This window comes from Agrobacterium sp. CG674, assembly GCF_053521645.1.
Window position 1 is genome coordinate 685,718 of the sequence record NZ_JBNWDZ010000001.1, and the last position, 16,951, is coordinate 702,668.

Annotated in this window: 15 protein-coding genes; 9 read left to right on the forward strand and 6 right to left on the reverse strand. The window is 57.8% G+C overall.

Translation table 11 applies throughout. From position 1 onward, the window contains the following. Nucleotides 1-4: 4 nt before the first annotated feature. On the reverse strand, nucleotides 5-1,405 hold the full coding sequence (gene thrC / locus ACQZ51_RS03290; RefSeq protein WP_448775151.1) for a threonine synthase: 1,401 nt from the start codon (nucleotides 1,403-1,405) through the stop codon (nucleotides 5-7). Between the two features lie 229 nt (nucleotides 1,406-1,634). Here thrC and ACQZ51_RS03295 point away from each other — a divergent pair, with 229 nt between their 5' ends. Continuing rightward, nucleotides 1,635-2,186: a PilZ domain-containing protein gene (locus ACQZ51_RS03295; RefSeq protein WP_448775152.1), complete on the forward strand. Its 552-nt coding sequence runs from the start codon at nucleotides 1,635-1,637 to the stop codon at nucleotides 2,184-2,186. A 108-nt stretch (nucleotides 2,187-2,294) separates the two neighbouring features. Here ACQZ51_RS03295 and ACQZ51_RS03300 read toward each other — a convergent pair whose 3' ends face one another. Then, nucleotides 2,295-2,984: an HAD-IA family hydrolase gene (locus ACQZ51_RS03300; protein WP_448775154.1), complete on the reverse strand. Its 690-nt coding sequence runs from the start codon at nucleotides 2,982-2,984 to the stop codon at nucleotides 2,295-2,297. A 125-nt stretch (nucleotides 2,985-3,109) separates the two neighbouring features. On the opposite strand from ACQZ51_RS03300, the gene ACQZ51_RS03305 reads away from it, so the two are divergent. From ACQZ51_RS03305 to ACQZ51_RS03315, 3 genes are all read left to right on the forward strand, one after another. Beyond that, nucleotides 3,110-3,790, forward strand: coding sequence for a GntR family transcriptional regulator (locus tag ACQZ51_RS03305; protein ID WP_448775156.1), 681 nt, complete (start codon nucleotides 3,110-3,112; stop codon nucleotides 3,788-3,790). 179 nt (nucleotides 3,791-3,969) lie between these two features. After that, nucleotides 3,970-4,548 (forward strand): biotin transporter BioY, encoded by a 579-nt coding sequence (locus ACQZ51_RS03310; protein ID WP_448775157.1) that lies wholly within the window; start codon nucleotides 3,970-3,972, stop codon nucleotides 4,546-4,548. Further along, a complete protein-coding gene (locus tag ACQZ51_RS03315; protein WP_448775159.1) occupies nucleotides 4,545-4,985 on the forward strand; it encodes a DUF1284 domain-containing protein in 441 nt (146 codons plus the stop codon). Before ACQZ51_RS03310 ends, ACQZ51_RS03315 begins: the two co-directional genes overlap by 4 nt. On the opposite strand, the gene ACQZ51_RS03320 is transcribed toward ACQZ51_RS03315, so the two are convergent. Next, complete coding sequence (locus tag ACQZ51_RS03320) at nucleotides 4,975-6,060, reverse strand: hypothetical protein (RefSeq protein WP_448775161.1); 1,086 nt, start codon at nucleotides 6,058-6,060, stop codon at nucleotides 4,975-4,977. The two genes, ACQZ51_RS03315 and ACQZ51_RS03320, sit on opposite strands and share 11 nt — an antisense overlap. 343 nt (nucleotides 6,061-6,403) lie before the next feature. Between ACQZ51_RS03320 and ACQZ51_RS03325 the strand changes: the two genes are divergently transcribed. Continuing rightward, a complete protein-coding gene (locus tag ACQZ51_RS03325) occupies nucleotides 6,404-7,549 on the forward strand; it encodes a DNA methyltransferase (protein WP_448775162.1) in 1,146 nt (381 codons plus the stop codon). 404 nt (nucleotides 7,550-7,953) lie between these two features. On the opposite strand, the gene ACQZ51_RS03330 is transcribed toward ACQZ51_RS03325, so the two are convergent. Together ACQZ51_RS03330 and mutY are read right to left on the reverse strand one after the other, a co-directional pair. After that, nucleotides 7,954-8,565, reverse strand: coding sequence for an HAD family hydrolase (locus ACQZ51_RS03330; protein ID WP_448775164.1), 612 nt, complete (start codon nucleotides 8,563-8,565; stop codon nucleotides 7,954-7,956). Between the two features lie 9 nt (nucleotides 8,566-8,574). After that, complete coding sequence (gene mutY / locus ACQZ51_RS03335; protein WP_448775166.1) at nucleotides 8,575-9,666, reverse strand: A/G-specific adenine glycosylase; 1,092 nt, start codon at nucleotides 9,664-9,666, stop codon at nucleotides 8,575-8,577. Nucleotides 9,667-9,764: 98 nt separating this feature from the next. On the opposite strand from mutY, the gene ACQZ51_RS03340 reads away from it, so the two are divergent. The 3 genes from ACQZ51_RS03340 (at nucleotide 9,765) to ACQZ51_RS03350 (ending at nucleotide 14,643) form a co-directional block, all read left to right on the forward strand. After that, the gene (locus tag ACQZ51_RS03340) at nucleotides 9,765-10,274 is read left to right on the forward strand and encodes a DUF721 domain-containing protein (RefSeq protein ID WP_042618197.1); all 510 of its coding nucleotides are present in this window, start codon (nucleotides 9,765-9,767) and stop codon (nucleotides 10,272-10,274) included. A gap of 136 nt (nucleotides 10,275-10,410) precedes the next feature. Beyond that, nucleotides 10,411-11,091 (forward strand): DsbA family protein, encoded by a 681-nt coding sequence (locus ACQZ51_RS03345; RefSeq protein ID WP_192063573.1) that lies wholly within the window; start codon nucleotides 10,411-10,413, stop codon nucleotides 11,089-11,091. An 87-nt stretch (nucleotides 11,092-11,178) separates the two neighbouring features. After that, a complete protein-coding gene (locus ACQZ51_RS03350) occupies nucleotides 11,179-14,643 on the forward strand; it encodes a chromosome segregation SMC family protein (protein ID WP_448775168.1) in 3,465 nt (1,154 codons plus the stop codon). A 24-nt stretch (nucleotides 14,644-14,667) separates the two neighbouring features. Here the strand turns inward: ACQZ51_RS03350 and ACQZ51_RS03355 are convergent, their stop codons facing one another. Further along, nucleotides 14,668-14,892 carry a hypothetical protein gene (locus ACQZ51_RS03355; protein ID WP_448775169.1) on the reverse strand — a complete coding sequence of 75 codons (225 nt, stop codon included), beginning with the start codon at nucleotides 14,890-14,892 and terminating at the stop codon, nucleotides 14,668-14,670. A 114-nt stretch (nucleotides 14,893-15,006) separates the two neighbouring features. Between ACQZ51_RS03355 and ACQZ51_RS03360 the strand changes: the two genes are divergently transcribed. Then, nucleotides 15,007-16,914 carry a HAMP domain-containing methyl-accepting chemotaxis protein gene (locus ACQZ51_RS03360; RefSeq protein WP_448775170.1) on the forward strand — a complete coding sequence of 636 codons (1,908 nt, stop codon included), beginning with the start codon at nucleotides 15,007-15,009 and terminating at the stop codon, nucleotides 16,912-16,914. The last annotated feature ends 37 nt before the right edge of the window (nucleotides 16,915-16,951 follow it).

The window sequence follows — 16,951 nt, forward strand, 5'->3', positions numbered from 1 at the left end:
CGCGTCACTGACCATTGGCGCGAGCATGTTTGCCGATGTAGGTTTCAACGGCATCCAGCTCAGCATCCAGAATGTCGAAACGCTCCTCCCGGTTCATCAAATCTGACAACCATAGTGGAAGCGCGGGATCGATTGCGCAAGCGGATTTTACAGCGGCAGGAAATTTTGCTGGGTGCGCGGTGGAAAGCGTGACCATCGGAGTGCCTGATTTCTCATGCTTTTTAGCCACGAAAACAGCGGACGCCGTGTGCGGATCCAGAAGGTATCCGCTTTCGGCAAGCGTATCCCTGATCGTGTCGGCAACCTGTTTTTCGGTGGCGCGACCGGCACGGAAATCCTTCTTGATGAACTTCATCGCCTTTTCGGAGATGTCGAAAGCGCCGGATTGCTTAAGGCCGTCCATGGAGCGTTTGACCGCGCCGGAATCGCGACCATAGGCTTCAAATAGCAGGCGTTCGAAGTTCGAGGAAATCTGGATGTCCATGGATGGCGATGTCGTGGCGTGCACGCCGCGCATCTCGTAGCGACCGGTTTTCAGCGTGCGCGCCAGAATGTCGTTGTCGTTGGTGGCAATCACCAGCTTGTCGATGGGCAGGCCCATCTGCTTGGCAACATAGCCCGCAAAAATATCGCCGAAATTGCCTGTGGGCACCGTGAACGAAACTTTGCGATCCGGGGCACCCAGCGAAAGTGCTGCGGTGAAATAATAGACCACCTGCGCCATGATGCGCGCCCAGTTGATGGAGTTCACGCCGGATAGCTTGACGCTGTCTCGGAACTTTCCATCGTTGAACATCTCTTTGACGAGGTTCTGGCAGTCATCGAAATTGCCGTGAACGGCGATGGCGTGGACGTTGGATGCGGTGGAGCTGGTCATCTGGCGCTGCTGCACCGGCGATACCTTGCCATGCGGAAACAGAATGAAGATATCGGTGCGGTCGCGGCCCGCAAAGGCATCAATCGCCGCACCACCGGTATCGCCCGATGTCGCGCCGACGATGGTTGCGCGTTCGTTGCGCTGGGTCAGCGTGTAATCCATCAGGCGGGCAATGAGCTGCATCGCCACGTCCTTGAAGGCGAGCGTCGTGCCGTGGAAAAGCTCCAGAATGAAGGAATTGGGGCCAGTCTGCACCAGAGGGGCGACAGCTGGATGCCGGAAGGTGGCATAGGCATCGTCAATCATCGCGCGGAATGTATCGGCAGGAATTTCGCGGCCGGTAAAGCGGTAGAGCACTTCAAAGGCAATCTCCTGATAGGATTTGCCGCGCAGCGCACGAATTTCCTTCTTGGACATTGTCGGCCATTCGCGCGGGACATAAAGCCCACCGTCGCGCGCCAGACCCGCCAGAAGCGCGTCGGAAAAACCAAGCGATGGGGCGCTGCCCCTGGTCGATACATATTCCACGAGAGTATCCCTTATCGTCTGCCGCTCACCTGCTGAAGGCCTTGATTTACCGCGTTTTAGAGCCAATTTGCGAAATTAGGCCAAATCCGAACACAACCAATCGATTTTTTCCAGCGCCGCTGCTATAGACCATCGCCGACAGGCATGAAAGGCCAATAAATGGGTTCTCTGGTCCTGTCTCGGGATAGTTTTTGAAGGGTTGAACAGAGTGACAGGGAATATTTTGCGTTTGTCCGCCACCATATCGCTTCTGGCCGTGCTCGCCGGTTGCAACTCTTCCAATCCGTCGGAATCGCTGGCGGTGAATGCACCCACGGCGCAGGCGGTGGCACCTGTCGTGCAGGCAAATTGCCCAACCATCACCATTCTTGACGGCAATGCCGTTCGCCGCATCTATGCGGGCGGCGCCAAGGATGATGCATCCAAGCTCGTCTATCAGGCCTCCCTGTCAGACACCACGCGCTCGTGCAGCATGAGTGATTCAACGCTGACCGTGAATGTTCTGGCGCAGGGCCGTCTTGTTCCCGGCCCCCTGTCCAAGCCCGGCCCGGTTTCCCTACCGATCCGCGTGACGGTGAAGGACGGCGATGGCGAAATCTACTCGCAGGTCACGAATTTCTCGGTTGATCTGCCGGCTGGCGAGGCTGGCACGCAGTTCATCTTCAACAGCCCCAATGTCGCCATTCCCAACGGCCCGGGCGGTGCATCGCGCCAGACCAATGTCTTCATTTCGTTCGATAGTGCAGCGTCTACAGGCAAGAAACAGGGTCGCCGTGGATAAGGTGCCGACGGGCACCTTATCTTGCCTTGCCCCAGGGAAGTGGCTTTACGCCACGTGTACCTGGTTTGGGGGTGGCTTTACGCCACGTATGCCTAGTTTGGGAGTGGCTTACGCCACTCCGCCCCATTCAGACAGGGCTTCAATCGTCGCAGGCAGGTCCTGCATCCGGGAAATCACGGTTTCAGCGCCTGCATCCGTCAGGCGGTCTGCATGGCTTGGGTAGGTGTGAGAAGCGCCGGTAAAGCCGATAACGCGCATGCCTGCCGCCCGGGCACCGGTGATGCCGTGCACGGAGTCCTCGATCACCACGACCCTGTCTGGCGAAACGTTGAACTGTTTTGCACCATGCAGGAAGATATCAGGCTTCGGCTTGACGCGATCTGCGCCCAGATCCTTGGCCGAATAGATGTGGCCATCGAAATAGGGCTTGAGGCCAACCTTGGTCAGCATCATTTCCAGCCGCGCGCTGGATGAGTTGGAGCAGATGCAACGCGGTGTCGTCAGGCGCGACAGCGCAACCTTGACGCCTTCGATGATTTTTACGTCACGTTCGAGACGGGCGTCCAGAAGCTTCTCGGATCTTTCCAGCAGCGAGGCGGACAGTGGAATGCTGGCCTCCCGCTCGATTTCGAGAAGAATATTCTTCCAGGTCATGCCCGAGAAACGTTCGCCCATCTCCTCGGTGGAGATCGGGTAGCCCGCTTCGGTCAGCAGGTGTGATTCGACCTGGGCGGCGATAACTTCGGAATCGACGAGAACGCCGTCGCAGTCGAATATGATGAGGTCGAAGCCACTCATGGGCTCTCCTTAGCGATTGATGCGGGAAGATTTGGCCGCTTTTAGCCGATGTCGGCGTCAAGCTCAACCGAAACAGGCGAAACGCTCTTTCTCGACAATATTTCCGCACTGTCCTATGTCATGCCATGGCCAAATCACCCAAATCCAAACCCGAAGACACAATCGCCGCCAAAATCAGCCGGACTCTGGCTGAGCGGATCGTGCGCGGCGAGCTTTCGCCCGGTGAGCGCTTGAGGCAGGACCATGTGGCCGAGGAGTTCGGTGCGTCGCATGTGCCGGTGCGCGAGGCGTTCAGGCGTCTGGAAGCGCAGGGGTTGGCCGTCAGCATTCCGCGCCGCGGTGTGCGGGTGGCTGATTTTGGTCTTCCCGATGTGCAGGAAGTGGCCGAGATGCGTGCGGCACTCGAAGTGCTGGCCCTGCGCCACGCCATTCCCAACATGACCGCGACCATTCTGGATGAGGCGGAAGCAGCAACGCTTGCGGGAGACAGGGCCATGGATGTCCGGCAATGGGAAGAGGCAAACCGGCGGTTCCACCGGCTGATTACCGCGCCCTGCAGTATGCCGCGCCTGATGGAAGCCATAGACGGGCTTCACGCAGCAAGCGCCCGTTTCCTGTTTTCGGCATGGCGGGCAGGGTGGGAGCGGCGTACCGACACCGATCACCGCGCCATTATCGATGCCCTGCGTGGCGGCCGCGATGAGGAGGCCGTTCGCATATTGGAAGGGCATGTGCGCTGGATCGGCCGCACCGCGGTGCGCACATCCGCAGGCGCCACACGAGATGCCTTTGCCATCGTCGGATAAACTATAGATAATTTTATATCGGCATATCATGCTGAAATCGTTGCGCTTATGTGGAATCTATTCACATGGTGGCGGCGCCCTTGCGCGAATCTTCGCGGTTAGGCTGGATTCAGCAAGGGATTCTGCTCTATCAATCATGGTGTCTTTATAAATTATCTATAATTTGAAAGGAAGACATCATGACTGTTCACATTACCAATGCCCCATCGGGATTTCTCGATCTCCCATCGAAATCGTTCATCCAGCAGACGCTGTTTGTTGTCGCCGGAACGCTGGTTCTCGCACTGGCATCAAGGATTTCCGTGCCCATGGTGCCGGTGCCGATCACCATGCAGACATTCGCCATCACGATGATTGGTGCGCTCTATGGCTGGCGGCTGGGCACGCTGACGGTGCTGGCTTGGCTGGGTGAAGGCATGCTTGGCCTGCCGGTTCTGGCTGGCGGAGCATTTGGCCTCGCGCCCTTCGTTGGCCCCACGGCTGGCTATCTCGTTTCATTCCCCATCATGGCCGCACTCGTTGGCTTCATGACGGAAAAAGGCATCAGCGGTGATCGTCCGTTCTCGGGTTTCCTGCTTCACTTCGGTGCCAGCGTTCTGGGCCTTGCGCTCGGATGGGTCTGGCTTGCAGGTCTGCTCGGTGCCGAAAAAGCCTGGATTGCCGGGGTCGCACCGTTCATTCTCGGCGCAGTGCTGAAATCGGCTCTCGCCGTTGCGGTCCTCAAAGTCCTCTCTGTGCGCACACAAGCCGCCAAGTGACGATCCGTCTGAGGGCACATCATTTGCTGTGCATGCTGACCTATGTCGGCAAAGGCTACACGCCCGGCTTCACGGTCAATTATGACCGTGTCGCCGCGCGTCTACAGGATGGCGAAGAGATTGAAATCATATCCGGCCCTGACGATATCTGCGCGCCCCTGCTGGATGATAAGGATGCGCATTGTTTCGGAAAGAGCGTGGTCGGGCGCGATGCAAGCGCGCTCGATGCCGTTGGGCAATGGCTGGGCCAAAGCCTGCACATCGGCCAGCGGCTGGTGCCGGACGCAGCCTTTATCGAAAAGCTGCGCACGGGTTTCAGGCATGGCCATCTTCGGCAACCCTGTTCAGGCTGCGAATGGACAAGCCTTTGCGACCGCATCGCGGGGGATGATTTCTGCGGCGTAAAGACAGCGCCGCAGCCTGATATCAATCGGTAATGTTGATTTCCGTGCGTTCTGCCGCCGTAACTGTGGCGTTGACCAGCTTCGGCTCGCGGCGCGTCTTGTCATCATAGGTCACCTTCACGGTATATTCGCCGGGATGCAGGGTTTCCTGATGCTTGATGTCGTAACGACCGGAAATTTCCTTCTGGGTGCCTTGCAGGTCCTTGGTGATTTCCATGATGTCGATGCGTTGCGCATCCTTGGCTGTCACGGCAAGCACGCCAGCGTCGAGATTGACCGTGACAGTTGTGCGCTGTCCAGCCGTTACGTTGAACGGCGTTTCAGCGGTGACCTTACCCAACCGCGCCCGCATGATGAAGGAGCCAGCGGGCATCTGCATCAATTTGCCGACACCATAGGAGCCGGTGATCGTCTCACGGGTTCCATCCAGCGTTTCATCGGTGGAAACGGTCTCGAAGCGAATATTGTCGGTTTCAACGGCGCGCCCACCATCCTTGTAAACAGCGTTGGCAACCACGACGCCGCTGGGGATGATGAGATCGCGGCTGACCGTCTCGCCAGCCTTGACGGTGATGGTTTCCGAAGCCTGTGCGGGGCCGATACGGCCCTCCAGATTCAGCTCTCCAGCCGGTACGTAAATCTCCTTGGCACCATAGATGCTATCGGTAAAGACGGTGCCCTGCTTGATATCGACACGCGCCTGCGGCTCGGCTTCCTTGCTGTCTGCGCTGCGCTTTGGAACGATGGTCAGCAGTGCTGCATCGAACACGACGTTGACTTGCGCGACCTTGCCATCGGTAATCTCGACAGGAATGGTCTTGGAAACATTGCCGAGGCTTGCGACAGCCACATATTTACCAACCGGGATTTTTTCCTCGAATGTCGCGTCGTAAGCGCCGCCAACATTCTCGCTGCTCGCATTGCCTGCGCTGTCAGCCTTGTAAAAATCCCAGCGGACCTTGTCGCTATCGCCAAGCGATGGACCACCCGAAACGAGCATCGCATCCGTCTTGACGTTGTTTTCCGGCTTTGGAGCCGACGGCGTAGCGGTCTGCGCAAAGGCAGTGCTGGAAAGAAGCGTAGAAATAACAATGATGGAAACGCGCATTCTGAAAATACCCCTGCAACCCATAGCCTTGAACCCATCTCGAGATGGCACCCAAAACTCCGAAATCAAAACGTCAAAAGTGACGTATGGTTCCATTGGTCACCGAGGAATCACGCCGAACGGCAAAATGCTGATTTTAGGGGAGAGGGCGTCACGCCTGTTTCCATGACGACAGCGTATCAGCTGCGAACCCAATTAACCCTGTCCATTCCCGCTTTATGACGAGTCAGCGAATTTTTTTACGCACTTAGCACGTTTTTGCACGCCGCGTTCAGGCTTTGATAACCAACTTCGGTAACCATAAGGGTCAGTTTAGTCGAGTAAGCGTATGGAGCGAGTACCTATGGCATCAGTGTTTCCGCTAGCCGATTTTCGGCGTGCCGGTTTTGATCTTGCAGGTGAAAGCGACGCCTGGAAAGACAGCATCATCAAGGGTGATTGCGTTGCCGCACTCGAGGCACTTCCCAGCCAGTCTGTGGATGCGATCTTTGCAGACCCTCCATACAATCTTCAGCTCGGTGGCACGCTGCACCGCCCGGACCAGTCTCTGGTCGATGCTGTCGATAATGACTGGGATCAGTTCGCATCTTTCGAGGCCTATGATGCCTTCACCCGCGCATGGCTTCTGGCCTGCCGCCGGGTGCTGAAGCCCAATGGCACGATCTGGGTCATCGGCTCCTACCACAACATTTACCGCGTCGGCTCCATTCTTCAGGACATGAATTTCTGGATCCTCAACGACATCGTCTGGCGCAAGACCAACCCGATGCCGAATTTCAAGGGCCGCCGGTTCCAGAACGCGCATGAAACCATGATCTGGGCCAGCCGTGATGCGAAGGCGAAAAGCTACACCTTCAACTACGAAGCCCTGAAAGCGTCCAATGATGACGTGCAGATGCGCTCCGACTGGCTTTTCCCGATTTGCAGCGGCCATGAACGGCTGAAGGGCGATGACGGCAAGAAGGTCCACCCAACCCAGAAGCCGGAAGCGCTGCTGGCCCGCATTATCATGGCCTCCACAAAGCCAGGTGACGTTGTGCTCGACCCGTTCTTCGGCTCCGGCACCACGGGCGCGGTGGCAAAGCGTCTCGGCCGTCACTTCGTCGGCATTGAGCGGGAGCAGGATTATATCGATGCGGCCTCTGCTCGCATCGCCGCAGTCGAGCCTCTGGGCAAGGCGGAACTCACCGTCATGACCGGCAAAAAGGCCGAGCCGCGCGTTGCGTTCAACGTTCTGCTCGAGAGCGGCCTTGTGCGTCCTGGGCAGGTTCTGACGGACGCGAAACGTCGCTACAGCGCCATTATCAGGGCCGACGGCACTATTGCATCCGCTGGCACCGCTGGCTCCATTCACCGCCTCGGCGCAAAGGTACAAGGGCTGGATGCATGCAATGGCTGGACATTCTGGCACTACGAGGATGGCGACGCCCTGAAGCCTATCGATGATCTGCGAACCATTGTCCGCAATGAAATGGCAAAGGCCGGATAAGGCGATCCACCGCTTGCGCTCTTGCCAAAAAGGCGGGTCTACCCGCCGCGCATACTTCGTCCGGTTTTAGTACCTTCAGTCCCGGATGAAGAGTAACAGACGCCCGGCCTTCTCTGAACGCCGGGCGTCTGCGTATCCACCGTTAATCATATCAGAAATTTCTTAAACATATCAATTGCATGGCAAGCCTGGGGCAAGTATGGGTCTTTAGCTAGTTGGTGCAAGGGAGCCATAGCAAGCCGCCAACGGACCTGCCCGGAAATCAGAAATGATGTCAGGGATGCCGGGACCGAAGAGCAAAGACGGCGACTTTCCCGAGATCGAGATTTACTAATCTGGTTGCTTGCAGCCAGACTGGTGCAGGTAGAAGACCGCCATTTTCGCCTGCACCAGGCATTCTCATCTCAAGCGTGGACGCCACGCGCGGCCAGATCCGCTTTCAATGTCTCCGCATCTTTAAAATGAACCGCCTGCCAGCCCGCAGCCTTGGCACCTTCGACATTCGCCAGAGAGTCATCAATGAAGATGCTGGTTGCTGGGTCGAGGCCAAAGGTTTCGGCGTGAAGTTTGTAGATCGCCACATCCGGCTTGATCAGGCCGACATCGCCGGAAACCGTCACGCCGCGAGACAGCGTGAGAAACGGATACATTTTCTGCGCTTCGCGAAATGTGTCGGATGCGAAATTGGTCAGCATCGTCACGTCGTGCCCGCCATCGATCAGACCTTTGAGAATGGCGACGGAATCGTCATAGGCGTGGGACACCATTTCGTGCCAGTGCAGACGGAAGGCGCGAATGTGGTCTTGGCTATCAGGGTGGGTTTCCAGAAGCAGCGCTTCTGCTTCTTCCCAGCTGCGCCCGCGATCCTGTTCCAGGTTCCATTCGTGGGTGCAAACACTCTCGAAGAACCGCGCCCGTTCCTGCGCATCGGGAATGATGCGGCTATAGGGAATGTTCGGATCATAATGGATCAGAACCTTGCCGATGTCGAAAACGATATGGTTGATCTTGGGCATCAATGTTTCCTAAGCAGTGTCGAAGGCCAATGGAATAGCCTGTGCGATGGCTTTTTTCATCACCGTTGGCAGAGCCTGTGCATCAAGATTTGTGACCGGCTCCCACCATCCGTCATTGGTCAGGCGCATCTGCGCGCTCGTTACCTTGGCCCGGTAGATCGAGAGCCGCAGTTCAAAATGGGTGAAGACGTGGGTAATGGTGCCCGCGGGCTCCCAGTCCGCAGAAAATGGCGCGTGGTCTGTGCCGGTGCCGCCATCGATGCGTGACGTCCATGCGGTCGTCGGCACTTCCGTCATGCCACCCAGCAATCCAGTTTCAATCCGGCGGCGAAGAAGGATTTCGCCCTTATCGTTCACCGCAACGAATGCGGCACCCAAACGCACCGGCTTTGCCTTCTTGGCGGCTTTCACCGGAAAACGCTCCGGCTCATCCTGCGCCAGCGCCAGACAGTGCTCCTTATAGGGACAGAGCGCACAGGCCGGACGTTTCGGCGTACAGATTGTTGCACCCAGATCCATCATCGCCTGGGCGAAATCGCCTGGGCGGTCCGCGGGCGTAATCTGCGCCACCTTTGCCCTCATGGCAGGCTTGGAGCCGGGCAGGGGGGCGTCGATGCAAAACAGGCGGGAAATGACCCGTTCCACATTGCCATCCAGTACAGCCGATTGCCGATTAAACGCGATGGCCGCCACGGCTGCTGCCGTATAATCGCCAATGCCGGGAAGTTTTTTCAAGCCTTCTTCCGTGTCGGGAAACGTGCCGCCATGCTCACTGGCAACCACTTCGGCGCATTTTTTCAGGTTGCGGGCGCGGGCGTAATAGCCAAGGCCAGCCCATGCCGCCATCACATCGTCGCTGGGCGCGGCGGCAAGATCCTCGACCCTTGGCCAGAGCGCCAGAAACTTGGCGAAATAGGGTTTCACCGCCTGCACGGTGGTTTGTTGCAGCATCACTTCCGAAAGCCAGACGTGATAGGGATTGGCCCGCAAACCCTTAGCCGTCATGGGCGGTGATGTGCGCCATGGCAGGTCGCGATGGTGCCGGTCATACCATTCCAGCAGCACGTCCGCGTAAGGCGGGTTGTCAGTTTTCTGAAGCATGGTTTGCTGTGGCCCTCATATTGGGCCTATACTTGGTCCATCCGCTTGCGTCGATCAAGCCCATCACATGCAGGCAAAAAAGAGTCCATGAGTAAACAATGAAAAAGCCACGCAGAGGCGTTATCCAGATTGCCGAAATCGCAAACGGCATCATCGATCCCGTTCTGGCCAAGAGAGCCGGTATCAGCACCGCGCTTCTCGGTTCATGGGATGAAATCGCCGGCGCGGACTTTGCCGATTGTACACGGCCGGAAAAGATTACCTGGCCACGCCGCGATGAGGGGCCGGATCGCGGAGGATATCAGGCGGGCGTGCTGACCATTGCCTGCGAAGGTGCGCGTGCCCTGTTCCTGACCCATGCGCAGGGGGAGTTGATTGCCCGTATCAACGGTTTCTTCGGTTTTCCCGCCGTGCGCCAAATCAGGATTGTGCAGAAGCCGGTGTCGCGGACTCTCAACCGTCGCCCCAAGCCACAGCCGCTGCGCGGTGATGCCGCAAAACGGCTGGAAGGCATGATGGACGGCATTGAAAGCGATGTGCTGCGCAAGGCGGTTGAGCGTCTGGGCACTGCCGTTTTGCAAAAGCGTGTCCGCCGTGGCACGATTTGACGCAGGTCTAAGTCCAGACGGTCCTTGACTGGTCACAATTCTTTGACAAGAAGAAAAGAAATGGCCGCTTGTTCTGCTCGGGCAGCCACTATATCGCAATTGTAGACAATTTCAGTCTTTCACACACAGGTGCTAGATGCATTTTCCAGAATTCAATATCTCTCGCCGCAGCCTTCTTGGCGGTGTTGCACTGGCCGCAGTTGCTGTCGCCCTGCCATTCGCACTGACACCGGGCTCCGCCTTTGCGCAGGAATTGCCCGAATCATCCGGCAATGTGGATATGGACGCGGTGATGAAGCCCGGCCCGCTGCCGGATCGTGGCCTTGGAGACGTGAATGCGAAGGTCAAGATCGTCGAATACATGTCGATGACCTGCCCGCACTGCGCACATTTCCACAACACCACATTTGAAGAAATCAAGAAGAAGTACATCGATACCGGCAAGGTCTACTTCGTCATCCGCGAATTCCCGTTCGACCCACGTGCGGCGGCTGCGTTCATGCTGGCCCGTTGCGCGCCAGAGCAGCAGTATTATCCGTTCGTGTCCATGCTGTTCAAGCAGCAGCAGAGCTGGGCAACCGCGCAGGATGCACGCGCAGCCCTGCTGCAAATGTCGAAACTGGCCGGTTTTTCACAGGAGACCTTCGAGGCCTGCTTGACGAACCAGAAGCTTCTGGATGATGTGAACGCAACGATGCAACGCGGTGCGACGGAATTCGGCGTCAATTCGACCCCGACCTTCATCATCAATGGAAAGCGCTACGCTGGAGATATGTCTGTTGAAAAAATGTCGGCGCTTGTCGACAGCCTGCTCTAATAGACGTAACCTGACAAAAACGGGCGACGGATACATCCGTGCGCCCGTTTTTTTTGATGCCGTTTTCTTTAATAATTGGGCAGCGGCATGAAATTCAACAAGCTGCGTCTTCTCGGCTTCAAGTCCTTTGTCGAGCCCTCCGAATTCATCATTGAGCCAGGGCTGACCGGCGTCGTCGGCCCCAATGGCTGCGGCAAGTCCAACCTTGTGGAAGCCCTTCGTTGGGTGATGGGTGAAAACTCCTACAAGAACATGCGCGCGTCAGGCATGGATGACGTCATCTTCTCCGGCTCCGGCAACCGTCCGGCCCGCAACACGGCCGAAGTCGGCCTTTATCTCGACAATTCAGACCGCACAGCGCCCGCCGCCTTCAACGATGCGGATGAAATTCAGGTCACACGCCGTATCGAGCGTGAAAACGGCTCGGTCTACCGCATCAACGGCAAGGAAGCCCGCGCCAAGGATGTGCAGCTTCTGTTTGCGGATGCCTCCACCGGCGCGCGCTCGCCCTCAATGGTGGGGCAGGGCCGCATTGGCGAACTCATCAATGCCAAGCCACAGGCGCGGCGGCAGTTGCTGGAAGAAGCGGCGGGCATTTCCGGTCTGCATTCGCGCCGTCACGAGGCTGAACTGCGCCTGCGCGCTGCCGAGACAAATCTCGAGCGGCTGGAAGATGTTACCGCCCAACTTGAAAGTCAGATCGAAAGCCTGAAGCGGCAAGCGCGACAGGCCAGCCGCTTCAAGATGCTATCGTCAGATATTCGCGCCCGCGAGGCAACGCTGCTGCATATTCGATGGGTGGAAGCCAAGCAGGCGGAAGGCGAGGCGGACAGCGCGCTTAATCAGGCGACCAACATCGTGGCCGAAAAAGCGCAACGGCAGATGGAAGCGGCCAAGGAGCAGGCCATTGCCAGCCTGCGGCTGCCGGAACTGCGCGAAAACGAAGCCAGAGTTGCCGCTGCCCTGCAACGCCTGCAGATTGCGCGGACACAACTGGACGAAGAAACCAACCGTATTCTGCGTCGTCGCGATGAGCTTGCCCGCCGCCTTGCGCAGCTTGGCGAGGATATAGTGCGTGAAGAACGCATGGTCGCCGACAATGCCGACATTCTCCAGCGCCTTGATGATGAAGAGGCGGAAATTCAGGAGATGCTGGCTGATGCTGGTCGCTATTCTGAAGAAACGCGCCAAGCCTTCGCGGAAGCATCAGACAAGCTGGCCCGGAGTGAGCAGGCTTTCACAGCCTTGACGGCGCAGCGTGCAGACGCCGCCGCCAATCGCGGGCAACTGGAACGAACCATTCGTGATCTTGCAGACCGGAAGGCCCGGCTGGACCGTCAGGCATCGGAAGCTGCTGGCGAGATTGAAAACATCGATGAAAAGCTGTCCCGTCTGCCCGATCCATCGGAAAAACGCGAAAGCGTAGAGGCGGCAGAAATTGCGGTCGAAGACGCGATGGTCGTGGTGGAGGATGCCGAGACCGCTGTTGCCGATGCCCGTTCCGCCGAAGCGCTGGCGCGAGGCCCGGTGGAGGCTGCGCGCAACCGCCTCAACGCGCTGGAAACCGAAGCGCGCACCATTTCAAAAATGCTGGCAGCCGGTGCCGTCTCCGGCTCCTTCACGCCTGTAGCCGAAGACCTGACGGTGCAGCGCGGCTTTGAAGCAGCCCTTGGCGCAGCACTTGGGGATGATCTCGAAAGCCCGCTCGATTCCGCCGCTGCCGCATACTGGACTGATAATGGCGATGGTGCCGACGATCCGGTTTTACCAGCAGGTATTGCCTCGCTGCTGTCGCATGTCGAGGGCCCAAGTGCTTTGAACCGCACCCTTCGCCAGACTGGTCTGGTCTCCAGCATGGACGAGGCCATGCGGTTTATGTCCGCGCTGAAACCAGGCCAGCGTCTGGTTACGAAGGACGGCGCGCTGGTGCGTTGGGATGGACACATTGCCGGTGCGGATGCGCCGGGCAATGCGGCGCTCAGGCTCTCCCAGAAGAACCGCCTCGCTGAGCTGGAACATGAGAGCGAAGAGGCGCGCTACGGCCTTGACGAAGCGCAGGAGCAGCTTGCAGCATGCGCCGATGAGATTGGCTCCGCCGAGAGCCAGCTTGCCGATGCGCGGGAAAGAAGCCGTCTGGCATCCCGCCAGCTGGTGGATGCCCGTGATGCGCTTTCGATGGCCGAACGTGCTTCCGGCGATCTTTTGCGCCGCCGCGATGTCGTGTCTGAAGCTATCAAGCAGATCGGCGGACAGATCGAGGAGATCGTCGTTCAGGAAGAAAATGCCCTGATCGAGCTTGATGACGCCGCCGATCTCTCCGATATAGACCTGCGCCTCAAGGAAACCCAGCTGGAGGTCGCAACCGACCGCAGCCTGCTGGCAGAAGCCCGCGCACGGCACGAAGGTCTGAGCCGCGAGGCCGAGGTGCGCCAGCGCCGGATCAACGCCATCGCGCAGGAGCGCGCCACATGGCAGGCGCGGGCGGCAAGCGCCAGCGGCCACATTGCCACGCTTCGCGAGCGTGAAGACGAGGCCCGTGACGAGCTTGCGGAACTGGATATCGCGCCGGAAGAATTCGATGAGAAGCGCCGCAATCTTCTGACGGAGTTGCAAAAAACGGAAGAGGCCCGGCGTCTGGCCGCCGACCAACTGGTGGAGGCAGAAAACCATCAGCGTCAGGCGGATCGCGTCGCAACCATTGCCTTGTCCGAACTGGCGGAAGCCCGTGAAAAGCGCGGACGTGCGGAAGAACGTCTGGTTTCGGCCCGCGAGAAGCGGCAGGAAGGCGAGCACCGCATTCGTGAAGCGCTGAATGTCGAGCCGCATATGGCCTTCCGCTTGACGGGCCTTGCCGTCGATGCGCCCATGCCGGAAATCCGCGATGTCGAGCGGGATCTGGACCGGCTGAAAATCGAGCGCGAACGTCTGGGCGCGGTCAATCTGCGTGCCGAGGAGGAGCAGGCCGAGCTTTCGGCAAAGCTGGCGGCGCTCATCAAGGAACGCGACGACATCATCGACGCCGTTCGCAAACTGCGGGCAGGCATTCATAATCTCAACCGCGAAGGTCGTGAGCGTCTGGTCGCCGCCTTCGATATCGTCAACACCCAGTTCCAGCGTCTGTTCACCCACCTCTTCGGCGGTGGCACGGCGGAGCTGCAATTGATCGAATCGGATGATCCGCTGGAGGCGGGGCTTGAAATTCTCGCCCGCCCACCCGGCAAGAAACCGCAGACCATGACGCTGCTATCCGGCGGTGAGCAGGCCTTGACGGCCATGGCGCTGATCTTTGCCGTGTTCCTCACCAACCCCGCACCCATCTGCGTGCTGGACGAGGTGGATGCACCGCTGGATGACCACAATGTCGAGCGTTATTGCAACCTTATGGACGAGATGGTCGCATCGACCGAAACGCGCTTCGTCATCATCACCCACAACCCCATCACCATGGCGCGCATGGACCGCCTGTTCGGTGTCACCATGGCAGAGCAGGGCGTTTCGCAACTTGTTTCCGTCGATTTGCAGATGGCAGAGCGATTAATCGAAGCCGTTTGAGCGCCTGACCGTCGTTTTTTTTTGTCATTTTACAAAAATAAATGCCTGCGCGGTCGGATCTGACGTAACGGCATGTTTTTGATAATTATCAATTCCTGTTAAGTGCTGCCTTATACTTTCTCTCAATGGTTGGATTTCAGGAAATATTAATAAACTATTACACACCCTCTGATTGGTGTTCTCACCCGGAGCTGTCGCTGCGTGATCAGGCGGCGTGTAAATTGCTGAATTTATTGCCATATCAAACATGATTCATATCTAATTAATAGTTCGATATCACTCTTCATCACGCATTCTGTACATCGTTCAATGCCATACGAGCCACCGCGATTCCGCGGTTCTGTGCTGCTCAAGAGGATATCTATGTCTATTCGTTCTAAGCTTTTATCATGCGTATTTTTTCTTGTTGCAATACTTGCCGTGACCTCCTTGTTCTCTCTTTATGCTTTGAATGAAGAAGGGAAATTGCTGCACAGCATCGTGGCGGACCGTGTTGTCCCCATGGCGCAGCTTAAATCCATATCCGATGATTATGCCGTCAAGATTGTGGACACCGTTCACAAGGTGAGTGGCGGGGCGCTGACCACTGACCAGGGTGTCCAGAGCATCCGGGGTGCTATGCAGAGCATAGAGAAGTCCTGGACGGATTATATGGCGACGTATCTCACGGTGGACGAGAAGCGGCTTGCCGACGAATTTCAACTCCTGCGCCAATCGGCGGACCAGAAACTACAGGGCGTCATCACGCTTTTGCAGGGTGGTAATCTGGAAGAAATCAGCAAATTTGCCGATACCCAACTCTATGCAATCATCGATCCCCTGGGAGAATCCGTTTCGAAACTGATCGACATACAATTGACCGCAGCCAAAGACGGTTTGGTGGCCGGTGATGATCTCAGATCCTTCATCCTACATACCCTGGCTGTCCTCGGTGCGATTGCCTTGGCGCTGGCGACTGTGTGCGTTCTCATTGTCACGCGCGGCGTTATCAAGCCCATTCAATTGATGACGGGCTCCATGTCATCGCTGGCGTCAGGCAATGTCGATCTGGAAATTCCCGGCGCAGACCGCAAGGACGAGATCGGAAAAATGGCACAGAATGTGGTCATTTTCCGCAACAATGCTATTGAGAGGATCCGTCTGGAAGGAGAAGCTGACGCCAATCGCAGCCTGTCCGAGAAGGAACGCCTTGCCCGCGAGGAGCAGAAGGCGAAGGAAGCGGCAGATACCAGCTTTGCTGTCGAAAACCTGGCATCTGCGCTGTCGCGTCTCTCGAACGGCGATGTGTCCTACCGCATCAGCCAGCCCTTTGCCGCCCATCTCGATGCGGTTCGTGCAAACTTCAACGCCTCTGCCGAAAAGCTTCAGTCTGCGCTGAGCCAGGTGGCCGAAAATGCCCGCGGTATCGACGCCGCTGCCAATGAAATACGCGCCGCTGCCGATGATCTGGCCAGGCGTACGGAACAGCAGGCAGCGTCGGTCGAGGAAACCGCAGCGGCTCTGGAAGAGATCACCACCACGGTTAAGGATTCCACAAAACGCGCCCAGGAAGCCGGACACATCGTGGCAAAGGCCCACACTGGTGCCGAGCAGTCCGGTAAGGTGGTGCGCAATGCTGTTGTCGCCATGGAGCAGATCGAAAAGTCTTCGTCTGAAATCTCCAAAATCATCAGCGTCATCGACGAGATTGCCTTCCAGACAAACCTTCTTGCACTGAATGCGGGCGTCGAAGCAGCCCGTGCGGGTGAGGCAGGCAAAGGCTTTGCTGTCGTTGCTCAGGAAGTCCGCGAACTGGCGCAACGCTCCGCCAATGCCGCCAAGGATATCAAGGGCCTGATCACCACATCCAACACGCAGGTCCAGCAGGGCGTGCAACTGGTCGGCGAAACGGGGCGTGCACTGGAAGCCATCGTGGCTGAGGTGCAGGATATCAACCGTCACGTTGTGGCGATTGTGGATGCGGCACAGGAGCAGTCGTCCGGTCTGCAGCAGATCAATACGGCTGTGAACCAGATGGATCAGGACACACAGAAGAACGCCGCCATGGTCGAAGAGCAGACGGCAGCCAGCCATGGGCTGGCCCGTGAGGCGGCTTCGCTCAACCGCCTGCTGGGTCAGTTCAAGCTGGGAGAGGGAGGCTACGAGGCGCCGGTTCGCCAAGCCACCTCAGCGGAACGTCCGGTTCATTCTCCCGCCCGCGCATTGGGCCGCAAGATTGCGTCTGCCTTCAATGGCAATGCCGCTGCCAAATCCGGTTGGGAAGAGTTTTAAGCCCGAGCTCACAGCAGAACTGATCCACTTTAGAGGC

Coding starts and splice junctions, on each gene's coding strand:
- ACQZ51_RS03340 (WP_042618197.1), top strand. CDS start 9,765: ATGAAAAAGCCACGCAGAGGCGTTATCCAGATTGCCGAAATCGCAAAC.
- ACQZ51_RS03355 (WP_448775169.1), bottom strand. CDS start 14,892: ATGTTTGATATGGCAATAAATTCAGCAATTTACACGCCGCCTGATCAC.
- ACQZ51_RS03330 (WP_448775164.1), bottom strand. CDS start 8,565: ATGCCCAAGATCAACCATATCGTTTTCGACATCGGCAAGGTTCTGATC.
- ACQZ51_RS03345 (WP_192063573.1), top strand. CDS start 10,411: ATGCATTTTCCAGAATTCAATATCTCTCGCCGCAGCCTTCTTGGCGGT.
- ACQZ51_RS03325 (WP_448775162.1), top strand. CDS start 6,404: ATGGCATCAGTGTTTCCGCTAGCCGATTTTCGGCGTGCCGGTTTTGAT.
- ACQZ51_RS03300 (WP_448775154.1), bottom strand. CDS start 2,984: ATGAGTGGCTTCGACCTCATCATATTCGACTGCGACGGCGTTCTCGTC.
- ACQZ51_RS03350 (WP_448775168.1), top strand. CDS start 11,179: ATGAAATTCAACAAGCTGCGTCTTCTCGGCTTCAAGTCCTTTGTCGAG.
- ACQZ51_RS03320 (WP_448775161.1), bottom strand. CDS start 6,060: ATGCGCGTTTCCATCATTGTTATTTCTACGCTTCTTTCCAGCACTGCC.
- ACQZ51_RS03360 (WP_448775170.1), top strand. CDS start 15,007: ATGTCTATTCGTTCTAAGCTTTTATCATGCGTATTTTTTCTTGTTGCA.
- mutY (WP_448775166.1), bottom strand. CDS start 9,666: ATGCTTCAGAAAACTGACAACCCGCCTTACGCGGACGTGCTGCTGGAA.
- ACQZ51_RS03305 (WP_448775156.1), top strand. CDS start 3,110: ATGGCCAAATCACCCAAATCCAAACCCGAAGACACAATCGCCGCCAAA.
- ACQZ51_RS03310 (WP_448775157.1), top strand. CDS start 3,970: ATGACTGTTCACATTACCAATGCCCCATCGGGATTTCTCGATCTCCCA.